This is a genomic window from Streptomyces aurantiacus (assembly GCF_001418335.1).
In the GTDB taxonomy this organism is placed as follows: Bacteria; Actinomycetota; Actinomycetes; order Streptomycetales; family Streptomycetaceae; genus Streptomyces; species Streptomyces aurantiacus.
On sequence record NZ_LIPP01000028.1, the window covers coordinates 33,014 to 45,564 of the forward strand.

At 71.9% G+C, this 12,551-nt stretch carries 13 protein-coding genes and 1 pseudogene; 10 read left to right on the forward strand and 4 right to left on the reverse strand.

Annotation, left to right across the window (positions count from 1 at the left end):
* The first annotated feature begins 1 nt into the window (after nt 1).
* From AOK01_RS04005 to AOK01_RS04050, 10 genes and pseudogenes are all read left to right on the forward strand, one after another.
* Entirely contained in the window at nt 2–793 is a 792-nt protein-coding gene (locus AOK01_RS04005) for an ABC transporter ATP-binding protein (protein ID WP_382033169.1), read from the forward strand.
* Nucleotides 790–1,563, forward strand: a complete 774-nt coding sequence (locus AOK01_RS04010) for an alpha/beta fold hydrolase (RefSeq protein ID WP_055508432.1) — start codon at nt 790–792, stop codon at nt 1,561–1,563. Before AOK01_RS04005 ends, AOK01_RS04010 begins: the two co-directional genes overlap by 4 nt.
* The gene (locus tag AOK01_RS04015) at nt 1,560–2,903 is read left to right on the forward strand and encodes an FAD-dependent oxidoreductase (RefSeq protein ID WP_055508434.1); all 1,344 of its coding nucleotides are present in this window, start codon (nt 1,560–1,562) and stop codon (nt 2,901–2,903) included. The genes AOK01_RS04010 and AOK01_RS04015 overlap by 4 nt, the downstream gene beginning before the upstream one ends.
* Before the next feature lie 7 nt (nt 2,904–2,910).
* Nucleotides 2,911–4,194, forward strand: a complete 1,284-nt coding sequence (locus AOK01_RS04020; RefSeq protein WP_055508436.1) for an aconitase X — start codon at nt 2,911–2,913, stop codon at nt 4,192–4,194.
* Nucleotides 4,187–4,591: an aconitase X swivel domain-containing protein gene (locus AOK01_RS04025; protein ID WP_055508438.1), complete on the forward strand. Its 405-nt coding sequence runs from the start codon at nt 4,187–4,189 to the stop codon at nt 4,589–4,591. Before AOK01_RS04020 ends, AOK01_RS04025 begins: the two co-directional genes overlap by 8 nt.
* A gap of 46 nt (nt 4,592–4,637) precedes the next feature.
* Nucleotides 4,638–5,474, forward strand: a complete 837-nt coding sequence (locus AOK01_RS04030) for an SDR family NAD(P)-dependent oxidoreductase (RefSeq protein WP_055508440.1) — start codon at nt 4,638–4,640, stop codon at nt 5,472–5,474.
* Between the two features lie 169 nt (nt 5,475–5,643).
* Entirely contained in the window at nt 5,644–7,539 is a 1,896-nt protein-coding gene (otr(A), locus tag AOK01_RS04035) for a tetracycline resistance ribosomal protection protein Otr(A) (protein ID WP_055508442.1), read from the forward strand.
* A 75-nt stretch (nt 7,540–7,614) separates the two neighbouring features.
* Nucleotides 7,615–8,265, forward strand: a complete 651-nt coding sequence (locus AOK01_RS04040; RefSeq protein WP_055508444.1) for a DUF4230 domain-containing protein — start codon at nt 7,615–7,617, stop codon at nt 8,263–8,265.
* 211 nt (nt 8,266–8,476) lie between these two features.
* A complete protein-coding gene (locus AOK01_RS04045; protein WP_055508446.1) occupies nt 8,477–9,097 on the forward strand; it encodes a VanZ family protein in 621 nt (206 codons plus the stop codon).
* 136 nt (nt 9,098–9,233) lie between these two features.
* Nucleotides 9,234–10,112, forward strand: a pseudogene (locus AOK01_RS04050) (glycoside hydrolase family 16 protein); the annotation flags it as partial.
* Nucleotides 10,113–10,390: 278 nt separating this feature from the next.
* Here the strand turns inward: AOK01_RS04050 and AOK01_RS04055 are convergent.
* The 4 genes from AOK01_RS04055 to AOK01_RS04070 form a co-directional block, all read right to left on the reverse strand.
* A complete protein-coding gene (locus AOK01_RS04055; protein WP_107099722.1) occupies nt 10,391–10,762 on the reverse strand; it encodes a peptidase inhibitor family I36 protein in 372 nt (123 codons plus the stop codon).
* Between the two features lie 2 nt (nt 10,763–10,764).
* Complete coding sequence (locus tag AOK01_RS04060; RefSeq protein ID WP_157871178.1) at nt 10,765–11,514, reverse strand: hypothetical protein; 750 nt, start codon at nt 11,512–11,514, stop codon at nt 10,765–10,767.
* Between the two features lie 12 nt (nt 11,515–11,526).
* Nucleotides 11,527–11,880 (reverse strand): hypothetical protein, encoded by a 354-nt coding sequence (locus AOK01_RS04065; protein WP_055508454.1) that lies wholly within the window; start codon nt 11,878–11,880, stop codon nt 11,527–11,529.
* 255 nt (nt 11,881–12,135) lie between these two features.
* The gene (locus AOK01_RS04070) at nt 12,136–12,414 is read right to left on the reverse strand and encodes a hypothetical protein (RefSeq protein WP_055508456.1); all 279 of its coding nucleotides are present in this window, start codon (nt 12,412–12,414) and stop codon (nt 12,136–12,138) included.
* Nucleotides 12,415–12,551 lie beyond the last annotated feature (137 nt).

The window sequence follows — 12,551 nt, forward strand, 5'->3', positions numbered from 1 at the left end:
CATGGTCTCCGTCAAGGGCCTCAACAAGGTCTACGAGTCCGCCGGCCGCCGGGTGGAGGCGATAGGCGACATCACGTTCTCCGTGGCCCGGGGCGAGTTCGCCTGCATCGTGGGCCCCTCGGGCGCGGGCAAGACGACACTGCTGAAGTGCCTGGCAGGTCTCCTCACCCCCACGGCGGGCGAGGTGCTGCTCGACGGCGTCCCCGTGACCGGGCCGCCCCCCGGTATGGCCGTGGTGTTCCAGGAGTACGGCCGCAGCCTGTTCCCCTGGAAGACCGTGCGGCAGAACATCGACCTGCCGCTGCGGCAGAAGAAGCTGCCCCGCGCCGAGCGCGACCGGCTGGTCACCGACTCCCTGGGCGCGGTCGGACTCGCCGACGCCGGCGACGCGTACCCCTGGCAGCTCTCGGGCGGTATGCAGCAGCGGGTCGCCATCGCCCGGGCCGTCGCCTACGAGCCGCAGGTGCTGCTCATGGACGAGCCCTTCGCGGCCGTCGACGCGCAGACCCGGGCCGACCTCGAAGACCTCGTCCGGTCGCTGTGGCGGTCGCTGGGCATCACGACGCTGTTCGTCACCCACGACATCGACGAGGCGGTCTACCTCGGCGAGCGGGTCCTGGTCCTGTCCGCCTCGCCCACCTGTGTCCTGGACGACGTCCCCATCGGGCTGCCGGCCGAACGCGACCAGGTCACCAGCCGTTCGACGAGCGCCTTCGCCGAGCTGCGCACCCGGGTGCACCGCGGCATCCAGGACGCCAAGGCCGGCCGCCGCACCTCCGGGGCCGCCGCGTGACCGCGTACACCGACGAGGGCTCCGGACGGCCGGTCCTCCTCTCGGCCTCGCTCGGCACCACCGCCGCGATGTGGGCGCCGCAGCGCGCACGCCTGCGCGCCGGACGCCGGGTGATCGCGTACGACCACCGCGGGCACGGCGCCTCCCCGGCGCCCCCGGGACCGTACGACCTCGCCGGCCTGGTCCACGACGCCGTCACCCTGCTCGACACGCTGGAGATCGAATCCGCCGACGTCGTGGGAGTGAGCCTCGGTGGCACCGTCGGGCTCGCTCTCGCGGCCGACCACCCCGGGCGGGTACGCAGCCTCGTCACCGTCAACGCGCCCGTCGTCGCGGACGACCCCGGCTTCTGGCGGCGACGCGCCGCGGCGGTCCGCGAACAGGGCATGGCGGTGGCCACCTCGGGCCTGCTGGGCCGCTGGTACGCCCCCGCCGTGGCGGACGCACCACCACCGCTGGTGACGGACACCGTCGGCGGCGTCGGACGCCTCGACCCCGAGGGGTACGCGGCCTGTTGCGAAGCCATCGCCGGAACGGATCTCCGCGACCGGCTGGCCGGCATCCGGTGCCCCGTCCTCGTGGTGAACGGGCTCGCGGACGCCGTCGTACCCGCCCACCACGCGCGGACCGTCGCCGACACCGTGCCCGGCGCCCGGCACGTCGCCCTGCCCGGCGCCGGACACCTGCTGACCCAGGAGATCCCCGACCGGTTCCACGCGCTGCTGACCGAACACTGGACCGCCACCGTCGAGCGAAAGGCCACCCCGTGAACAGCTACGTCACCGAACCCACCCGGCAGACCCCGGTGCTCGGCGAGTGGGAAGTGGTCGTCCTCGGCGGAGGCCCCGCCGGGCTGGCCGCGGCCACCGCCGCCGCCCGCGCCGGTCGCAGCACCCTGCTGGTGGAGAAGGGCGGATACCTCGGCGGCGCCGGTACCGGCGGCGGCCTCTCCACCTTCTGCGGCATGTACTCCAACGTCCACGGCGAGCACGTCCTCACCGTCCGCGGGCACGCCACCGAACTCCTGGAGCGCATCGACCGCCTCGGCGGGCTGCGCGCCCCGCACCTGTCCTTCGCCGACCGCATCCAGGCGCAGGCCTACGACATCCCGGCCTACCGCAGCGCCGCCGACGAACACGTCCTCGCCGCCGGGGCCCAACTGCTCTACCACGCCTTCGCGGTGGGCGCGATCACCGGCCCGTCGGGGATCGAGGCGGTCGTCGTGGAGTCCAAGTCCGGCCGTGGCGTCCTGCGCGGCCAGGTCTTCATCGACTCCTCCGGGGACGGTGACCTGATGGCCTGGTCCGGTACGGGACACGAGAAGGCCGATCCGTACGGCGACATGCTCTTCCCGTCCACCATGTTCCGTATCAACGCGGTGGACGACGAGCGCGCCGGGCCCGCGTGGAAGACGCTGCCCCGGCTCATGGACGAGGCGGTCGCGGCCGGCCGGCCCCGCTTCCCCCGGCGCGGCGCCATCGTGCGCCCCCAGCGGGACGCCATCGAGTGGCGGGCCAACGCGACCCAGCTGCGCAACCCGGACGGCAGCGCCGTCGACGGCACCGACGTCTGGCAGCTCACCCACGGTGAGGTGCAGGGCCGCGCACAGGCCCAGGAGGTGTTCGGCTTCATACGCGAGAACCATCCCGGCTTCGAGCGGTCCTACATCGTCGACATCGGCCCCGAGATCGGTATCCGCGAGACCCGCCGGCTCCTCGGCCGGTACGTCCTCACCGAGGACGACGTCCGCTCGTGTGCCCGCTTCGAGGACTCGATCGGCCTCAACGGCTGGCCGGTGGAGGCCCATGTCGACGGCGACCTCGACATCCGCTGGCCCTACGGCGACGACCCGGTGGGCTACAACCAGCTGCCCTATCGCGTGCTCGTCCCCTCCGAAGGACCCGGGAACCTGCTGGTCGCCGGGCGCTGTGCGTCGATGACCCACGGCGGCCAGTCCGCCGCCCGCGTCGCGGGCCCCTGCTTCGCCATGGGACAGGCCGCGGGCACGGCCGCCCACCTGGCGCTCAAGGCCCGGAGCACGGTCGCCGAGGTCGACACCGGCGAGCTGCGCGCCGAACTCGAAGAGGAGGGCGCATGTCTGACGCTGTGAGGTCCTCATGATGCTGAGCCCCGCCGACGAGCGCATGCTGGCCGGCGAACAGGGCCCGGCGGTCGCCGCCCTCGAACTCCTGGTGAAGTACGGCGACCTGATGGGCGCGGAACACCTCATCGACACGGACAACGTGTGCGGCGCCAACCTGTTCGGGCCCCGGCACTCCCGGGTGCTGGGCACCACCGACCCGGCCGCGCTGTTCTCCCGCTTCTCGCTCGACCTGGAGGAGACGGTCGACGTGCCGCCGTTCCGCGCGCACAGCTGCCAGCTCATCGGGCCCCGGGACCGCGACCAGTGGGAGCTGCAGGGCATCGCGCCCACCGACGCCACCGCGATGGAGGACAGCGAACGCTATCTGGCGGACCGGGGCGTCGACCTGCTCTCCACCTGTACTCCGTACCAGGTGGGCAACGTGCCCCGGTTCGGCGAGCACTGCGCGTGGATGGAGTCCTCCGCGGTGGTGTACATCAACTCCGTGCTCGGGGCCCGCACCAACACCGAGGGCCGCGAGTCCTCGGCCGCCTCCATGCTGACCGGCCGGACCCCGTACTGCGGCTATCACCTGGACGCGCACCGGCGTGCCACGCACCTGATCGAGGTACGGCACCCCGTCGTGACCACCGAGGACTGGAACATCCTCGGCTACTGGGTGGGAGAGCAGGTGCAGGACGCCGTACCGGTACTCACCGGTCCCGGGCTCGCACAGGCACCGGGGGCGCCGACCCCGGTGCGGCTCAAGCAGTTCGGCGCGGCCGCCGCCTCCTCCGGGGACGTGGAGATGTACCACCTCCCCGGTGTCACCCCGGAGGCCCGGACGGTGGAGGAGGCGCTGGGCGGGCGGCGGCCCGCGGCGGTCTCGGTCTTCGACGCCGCCACGCGCGCCGCGACCGTGGCCTCGCTGTGCCGGACCGCGGTCGACCGCGAGGTGGACTTCGTGATGATCGGCTGCCCGCACGCCTCGCTGGAACAGGTCCGTGAGGTCGCCCGTCTGCTGGACGGACGGCGCCTCGCGGACTCCACGGCCCTGTGGGTGTTCACCCCCAGGGCGCTGCGCACGGTGGCCGAGCGCAGCGGCTACGTCGCGACCATCGAAAGGGCCGGCGGGCGCGTGCTGTCCGACACCTGTCCGGCGATCGGGCAGTTCCTGCCGCCCGGCACGAAGGTGTTCGCGACCGACTCGGCGAAGCAGGCGCACTACCTGCCGGCGATCACCGGTGTGCAGGGCTGGTTCGGCAGCGTACGGACCTGCGTCACGGCGGCTCTGGACGGCCGGTGGCCCGATGCCTGAGCTGCTCCGGGGCCGCGGCGTCGTCGCCGGACGGGCGAGCGGACCCGTGCTGCTGTGCACGGCGCCGGTGTCGGGCTGGGGCGGTATCGACCCGAGGACCGGCGTCATCGTGGAGAACCGTCACCCCCAGCACGGGCAGAGCGTCGCCGGCACCGTGCTGGTGCTGCCCGGCGCCAAGGGGTCGTCCGGCTGGTCGGGGCAGTTCCACCTCGCCAAACTGCAGGGCACCGCGCCCTGCGCCATTGTGTTCACGCGAATGAACAGCAAGCTCGCACTCGGCCTCGTCGTCCTGAACGTTCCGGCGGTGACCGGCCTCGAAACGACCGGCACGCTGCGTACCGGAGTCGTGGTGGACGTCGACGGGACGGCCGGCACCGTGCTCATCGAGCCGTGCTGATCACCGTGCTGATCAAACCGTGCTGATTCGAAGGGAAGACTGATCGATGGACACTCTGCACATCGACGGACAGGTGGTGCTGGTGACCGGCGCGGGCAGCGGCATCGGCCATGCCATCGCCCGTGCCTGCGTCGCCGAGGGCGCCACGGTGCACCTCGCGGACGTCTCGGACACCGTCCATGACGCGGCCGGGAAACTGGCCGAGGAATCGACCGGGGCCGGAACTGTGGTCTCGCACGTCTGTGACGTGCGGGACAAGGACGCGGTCCGCGTCCTCCTGGACGATGTCGTCGCGGCTTCCGGCCGTCTCGACATCTCCTTCCTGAACGCCGGCATCAACGGCGTGCCCTCCCTCCTCCAACCCGGCGGCGCGATCGACGAGTTGTCGTTCGAGGCGTGGCGAGGGGTCATGGACGTCAACCTGGACGGACTCTTCCACTCCCTCCAGCACAGTGCCCGGGTCATGAAGAAGCAGCGGTCCGGCAGCATCGTCGTCACCGCCTCCACCGCGGGCCTGCGCGCGGAGCCCCGCGTCAGTTATCCCTACGTCGCGTCGAAGTCCGCCGTGGTCGGCCTGGTGCGCCAGGCCTCGCTGGAACTCGCACGGTTCAACGTCCGGATCAACGCCCTGGCGCCGGGTCCGGTGGTCACCAACATCGGTGGCACGGGGCCCCGGCCCGCCGCCGCCGTGGCCGCCTGGGAGGACTCCGTCCCGATGCGTCGCTGGGGCCGGCCCGACGACGTCGCGGGGCTGGCACTCCTGCTGGCTTCCGGCGCCTCGTCGTGGATGACCGGCGGCATCCACGTCGTGGACGGCGGCGCGTCGGCTCTCACCCAGATCCCCAGCGCCGCGCTCCCCGCTCCCGACACCACCGCACTGTAAGTGGCCGTACCGGCGACGGCCGCGGGGCGAAATTCGGTTGCGGCCGGCCCGTACGCACGGGACATGATGGCCACGGACCACTCCCGAACCCTCGCAGGAGCTCGCATGCGCCGATTCCTCGGAACCTCTCGCCCCCACCGGACGACCGTTCTTGAGGACTCGACCACTCATGCACTTCCTGAACACCGCGCGCCCTTCGCGCACCCTGAACATCGGCATCCTGGCGCACGTCGACGCGGGTAAGACCAGCCTCACCGAGCGGCTGCTCTTCGACTCCGGCGTCATCGACCGGCTCGGCAGCGTCGACGCCGGTGACACCCGTACGGACGACGGCGCGATCGAGCGGCAGCGCGGGATCACCATCCGTTCGGCCGTCGCCGCCTTCACCGCCGGGGACGTACAGATCAACCTCATCGACACCCCCGGGCACTCCGACTTCATCGCCGAGGTCGAACGTGCCCTGGAGGTCCTCGACGGAGCGGTGCTGCTGCTGTCCGCAGTGGAGGGCGTACAGGCCCAGACCCGGGTGCTGATGAAGACCCTGCGGCGGCTCAGGCTGCCCACGCTCGTCTTCGTGAACAAGATCGACCGCGCGGGCGCACGGGAGGAGGGCCTGCTCGACGACATCCGGCGGCGGCTGACTGGGCACATCGTCCCGCTCACGGGCGTACGCGGCATCGGCACCGCGCACGCCGAAGTCGTACCGCGTCCCCTGGACGCACCGCGTACGACGGAGACGCTCGCCGAGGCCGACTCCGGCATCCTCGCGGCGGTCGTGGACGGCCCGCCGCCGACTCCGGACGCACTGCGCGCGGCGCTGGCCGCCCGGACCGCCGACGGCTCCCTGCATCCGGTCCTCTTCGGGTCGGCGCTCGGCGGCCAGGGCATCGCCGAACTCGTCGAGGCCCTGCCCCGGTTGATCCCCGTATCCGGGGTGAGCACCTCGCCGGTCCCGGTCGAGCCACGCGGCACGGTCTTCGCCGTACGCACCCGGCCCGACGGTGCGCGAACGGCCTATCTCCGTTTGTTCGAGGGGGCGGTGACGCAACGTCAGCGCCTCACCTTCCTGCGGCGGGAGGCGGACGGCCGGGAGTCGGTGGTGCCGGGGCGGGCTCTCGGGCTCGACGTGGTGGGCCGGGCGGGACCTCTCACCGCCGGGAACATCGCCGCGGTGACCGGACTGCACAACATCCGGGTCGGCGACCGGCTCGGCCGGGGCCCGGACCGCGCCCCGCAGTTCGCCGCTCCCACCCTGGAAACACTGGTCCGGGCCCGGGAGTCCGACCGGGCGGCGCCGCTGCGCTCCGCCCTGCTGGCCCTGGCGGACCAGGACCCGTTGATCCACGCGCGGCCCGGCCCGTCCGGCAGCACCGCGCTGCTCCTGTACGGCGAGGTGCAGAAGGAGGTCCTCGCCGCGACGCTCACCCAGGACTTCGGCATCGAGGCCGAGTTCGAGCCGAGCCGCGTCCGATGTCTGGAACGTCCGGTGGGCACGGGCGAGGCGTACGAGGAGATCCAGCGGCACGGCCACACCGGGTTCTGGGCGACGATCGGCCTTCGTGTCGAGCCGGGGCCGCACGGCCGCGGCACGGTCTTCGCGTACGAGACCGAACTCGGCGCCCTGCCCCGCGCGTTCCACCAGGCCGTCGAGGACACGGTGCACGCCACGCTGCTGGGCGGCGGCCCGCACGGTTGGCCCGTGACGGACTGCCTCGTCACACTCGTCCGCTCCGGTTTCGTCGCGCCGACGAGCACGGCGGGCGACTTCCGGGGGCTCACGCCGGTGGTGTTGCGCCGCGCCTTGGAGCACGCGGGAACGCGGGTGTACGAGCCGTACCACTCCTTCGAGACCGAGCTGCCCCTCGACGCGCTCGCCGCCGTCACCGCCCGACTCGCCGCCTGCGGAGCGGAGTTCGGGGAGACGACGGGCGGCGACGCCTCGTGGCTGGTCACGGGCGAGGTCCCCGCTCGCCACGTGCGCGACCTCGAACTGCGGCTGCCCGGTCTGACCCACGGCGAGGGCGTCTGGTGGTCGCGGCCCTCGGGGGACCGTCCGGTCCGGTAGCCGGCCACTCGCCCGACAAGGCTGTCTGTTCCGGTATTTGAGGGGCATGAGGAAGGAGGAAGGAGGACGGTCCACATGACGACGTCCCTTGAGCGCCTGCCCGGATGGGCGAAGATCGTGAGTGCCGTCGTACTGGTCCTGGCAGTGCTCTTCGCCGGTCTGCGGTGGAGCCTGCTGCCCGGCCTTGGCGACGTGTTCCGCGAGGACACCCACGACCGGACGGGGCCCACGCTCCTCAAGTCCATCCAGGACATCAGCCGTTACGACGCCGCCTCGGGCAACTTCCAGGTGGTGGTCGATCTGGAGAAGGACACCAAGTACCTGCCGGACGCGGTCCGCGGCACCCGCACCCTGTACGTGGGCGCGGGCACCGTCGACTCCTACGTCGACCTCGCGAAGATCCGTGACAAGGACGTGAAGGTCGACAAGGACCGCACGTCGGCCACGCTCAGGCTGCCCCACGCCGCCCTGGGCAAGCCCGCACTCGACCCCGACCACTCGTACGCCGTCTCCAAGCAGCGCGGTCTCCTCGACCGGCTCGGCGATGTCTTCTCGGACAACCCGAACGACGAGCGGGCCGTGCAGCGGCTCGCCGCCCGGCACATCGGTGACGCCGCGAAGGACAGCGAACTGACCGCCCGCGCCGAGGAGAACACCACCGGCATGCTCAAAGGGCTGCTGGGCTCGCTCGGGTTCAAGGAGGTGCACGTGACCTACGGGACCTGAGCCTCCGGCAACGACGGAGGCTGAGCCCACACCCGGACGGAGCCCATGTCCAGCAGGGCCGACGCCCTGGGCAGGGGACGCGCCCGCGAGCAGCCGAGCAGTCGAGCGCGGCTCGCGGGCGCGCCCCTGCAAGGCGATTGCCGGCGGCATCTTCGGCCACTCCCCGGGTAACCGGCTTGCACCGGACCACAGTTGAACACTGGAGGGTTACATGGCACGCGAAGCGCTACGTCCTCGTACCGCCTTTCGTTTCCGCTCCGCGTCGGGCTCCGGCGCCAAGAAGTCGAACCCTCGCAGCACCGAGCCGCGCCCGCGCGGCGGGACGTCCGGCCGTCGCTCGGCCAAGGCTCCGCGCGAACGGCAGCGGCCCCCCTTCGTCGTACGCCTGCTGGTCACGCTCCTCGCCTTCGCCGCCATGGTGGCGTTCGCCGCCGTACTGGCCCGGCTCACGCTCCAGCCGTCACCCGCCTCCGAGGCGCTGACGCACAGCAATCTGCATCCGGGCCGCTCCCTGCGTGCCTATCTGGATCAGCCCGAACTGCGCGACGCGGTCAAGCAGATCGGCGGCAATCTCGTCCTGGGCATCCCCTTCGGCATACTGCTGCCCCTCCTCGTACCGGGGACGCGCGGCATTCTGCGGGTGATCCTGCTGACCGCGGCAACCATGCTGCTGGTCGAACTGGTGCAGGGGGCGCTGGTCACCGGGCGCGCCTTCGACATCGACGACGTCATCCTCAACACCACCGGGGCCCTGATCGGCTATCTGCTCCTCGGCCGACGCCTGAGCCAGGCGGTGCATCCACGCCGGCGCGACCGCAAGGCTGAGGCGTGAGGCCCAAGATGTGAACGGATGGTCCGGACCAAGGTCTTGACGCCTTCTTACTTCACTTCTTAAATCAAGAGTCGAAGCACGCACCCCCCACATCAGTCGGCTCCTCCCCCACGAGGATCCGCCGGAAGGGAGAGACGTGGCCTCACCACGCCTGCTCCGCAGTTGTCTTTTCGCCGCCCTGTCCTCCGTGCTCCTCGCATCCGCCGCGGTCGGACCCGCGCAAGCGGATCCGGTGCGCGCGGACCGCACACAGGCGGCCCCCGCACCGAGTGCCGCCGCGGCGGTGACGTTCTCGGACACCTTCGACGGGCCCGCCGGCTCGGCCGTCGACTCCTCGAAATGGCAGATCGAGACCGGCGACAACGTCAACAACCACGAGCGCCAGTACTACACGGCGGGCAACAACAACGCGGCCCTGGACGGCCAGGGCAACCTGGTGATCACGGCCCGCCGCGAAAACCCGAACAACTACCAGTGCTGGTACGGGCGTTGCGAGTACACCTCGGCCCGCCTCAACACCTCCGGCAAGTTCACCACGACCTACGGACGGGTCGAGGCCCGGCTGAAGGTTCCGCGCGGGCAGGGCATGTGGCCCGCCTTCTGGATGCTCGGCAACGACATCGGACAGGTCGGCTGGCCGAACTCGGGTGAGATCGACGTCATGGAGAACGTCGGCTTCGAGCCCTCGACCGTGCACGGCACCCTGCACGGCCCCGGCTACTCCGGCTCCGGCGGCATCGGCGCCGGCTACTCGCTGCCCGGCGGACAGGCCTTCGCCGACGGCTTCCACACCTTCGCCGTCGACTGGTCGCCCGACGCGGTCACCTGGTCCGTGGACGGCACGGTCTACCAGCGGCGGACGCCCGCCGACCTGAACGGCAACCAGTGGGTGTTCAACAAGCCGTTCTTCCTGATCCTCAACCTCGCGGTGGGCGGTTACTGGCCGGGCGACCCGGACGGTTCGACCACCTTCCCGCAGCAGCTCGTCGTGGACGAGGTGAAGGTGACGACGGGCTGACGCGGCCCACCACGCGTGTTCGGTCGGCCGAGTGGGCAGGACGCACGACCGAACGCGGGAACAGCCGGCCGACGCGGAAGGCCGGCTGCGGAAGAGCCCGGCCGGGGCCACCCTGCCGGGCTCTGCTCGTTCCTGCTCCCGCGGCACGCACCACCGTGGCCCGTGTGTCACGCGGCACGCCCGCCTCCGTCGGGCGTGCCACTCCCCTCCTCGGGCCCCCGGGTCATACACCCGCCGCGGGTCCGGACGCTGCCAGCCGTTCTGTCAGCAGTCCGTCAGCAGTTCATCGCCCAGGTGTGGGAGTCCCCGCGATCGTTGGCCACGCCGTTGTAGTCGACCTCCTGACCCGGGCTGAGACAGATCGTCATGTCGCCGCCCTGCCAGGCGTCCTCGTACACCCGGACGTGGTCCTTGACGCCGGGGCCCGAGATGCCGTGGTTGGCCCAGGAGGAGTCGGAGTCGGCGATCCAGCCCTCCCACCAGCCGTCGTCACCCGACCAGTTGGCCCGCTGACCGGCGAAGTTCGCGTTCTCCCAGACGCAGAACTCACCGCTGGGGCAGTCCGCGGCGCCGGCGGGCGCGGCCAGGGCCAGGCCGCCGCTCAGGGCGAGGAATGCCGCGGCGGCGGAGACTGCGAAGCGCTTGATGATCACGAAGGGGTACTGCCTTTCTCTCGGTTCTTCTGAACGGTCCGTGCGGCGTACAGATCCGCCGCACGGTGCAGTGCGCGTGTGCGCAGCTGCCGGTAGGTGGTCAACTGGTCGCGCCGCTCGGTGCGGACCCGGGCCAGCAGGACCGGTTCGAGCCGGGCGCGCACCGTGTCGAGGCCGCTCTCCCGGGCACACCGTGCCGCCGTTTCCGGGTCGGGGCGCTCGGGCCTGGGCCCGTCGGCCGGTGTGACGCAGCGGACCCAACGGCCGTGTGCCACGCGGTAGTCGGGGTCGTGCTTCATCCGCTGCCGGGCCTCCGTACGGAGGTTGTCGACGACGACCTGGGTACGGAACCAGCGCCGCTCGTCCCCGTACAGCTCGCGTCGGGCGGCGGCCAGGCAGCCGTCGGTGTGTGCCTTGACCGTGTAGCCGGTGGGGAGGGTGACGGCCAGCTCGGCACGGCCCCTGCCGAAGAGGGCGCCCTGGAGCCGCCGGTCCTCGGCACCGGGCCCCTTCGAGGACAGTCCCTGCCCGGCCAGGCACCGTTCGACGAGCACCTGTTGGGCAGCCTTGACGAGGTCGTCCCGCTGCCGCTCGCCGCTCGGCAGGGAGGGGCCCGCGCGGGCGGCATCCGTCGTGGTGCCACATCCGCCGAGCGCCGGCACGGCCAGCACGAGCAACGCGGCCAGCACGACCGGCGCGGCGGCGCGCAAGGTGCGCAGGGTGCGCAAGGTGCGGGAAGGTCGCACGGCTCGCACGGCTCAGCCGACCTCGCAGCCCATCGTGGTGTCGGACACCCCGTCGAGTCTGGCGCCCCAGGCCCAGTTGTCGGCCAGGTCGTGCGCGCGGATCAGGCGGTGGTAACAGGTGTCGCGGGCCCAGTCGATGGCGTACACGGCGGTGTCCGCGTCCGACCGGAAGGAGGCCGCCTTGTCGTGGAGGAACTCCGGAACGTCCGTATAACCGGGTGGTGTGTAGCACCAGGACGTGCCGTGCTGCCCGGCGCCGGTCCAGAAGCACACGGAGCCCGCGGCGGGGGCGGCCGCCGCGGGGGCGGTGCCCAGGGCGGCGACGGCGGCGAGCAGGGCCGCGGGCAGGGCGAGGCGGCGGAACATGACGACTCCTGTCGTACGAGGGAGGGACAAGCCGTGGAGGAGCTGGCCGGGACGTGGTCACCGGCGACCGGCAAGATCAAACTTCCCTCGTGGAGACGGCCCCATGCGCGGCCGTGCTCGATTCCCGGAGTACGACGATGCGTGGGCCCGCGCCGTGCGCGACGGCTCACCACGGCGCGAAAGTGCAGGTCAACGCGCCCCCCACGCGATTCACCCGAACGTGCCGTCAGCGCACCGGAGCGCCGGGTGGACGGCTCACCGCGGCGGCTGAGGTCGGCCGTCCCCCGCCCGGAAGGACCGGCGCAGATGCCAGGTGAGTTTGTCGCCGCCGACCCAGCGGACCACGGCCGGGTCGTCGGCGTCGTGCACCGGAATGCCGTACGCCGCGGCGGCCATCAGGACGTCCGTGAAACTCCTGGCCTCGCCGATGACGGCACCGTCGATCTCCACGAGGCGGAAGGGCGGATCGCCGGGCTGCACGCCCAGGACGGTGATCCGCGGGTACGAGATGTGCGGGCTGGCGCTTTCAGTCATGGTCCCACCGGTTCCACACGCGTGCCGCCGATAAGCCTGCCCGGGCGGCGCGGTATTACGAGGTTCGCAGTTCATGGTGGCACAGGGCGCCCTCGTCCGCCGCCGTGCGGAGCCGGGCGGGCTGGGCCACGCTGGAG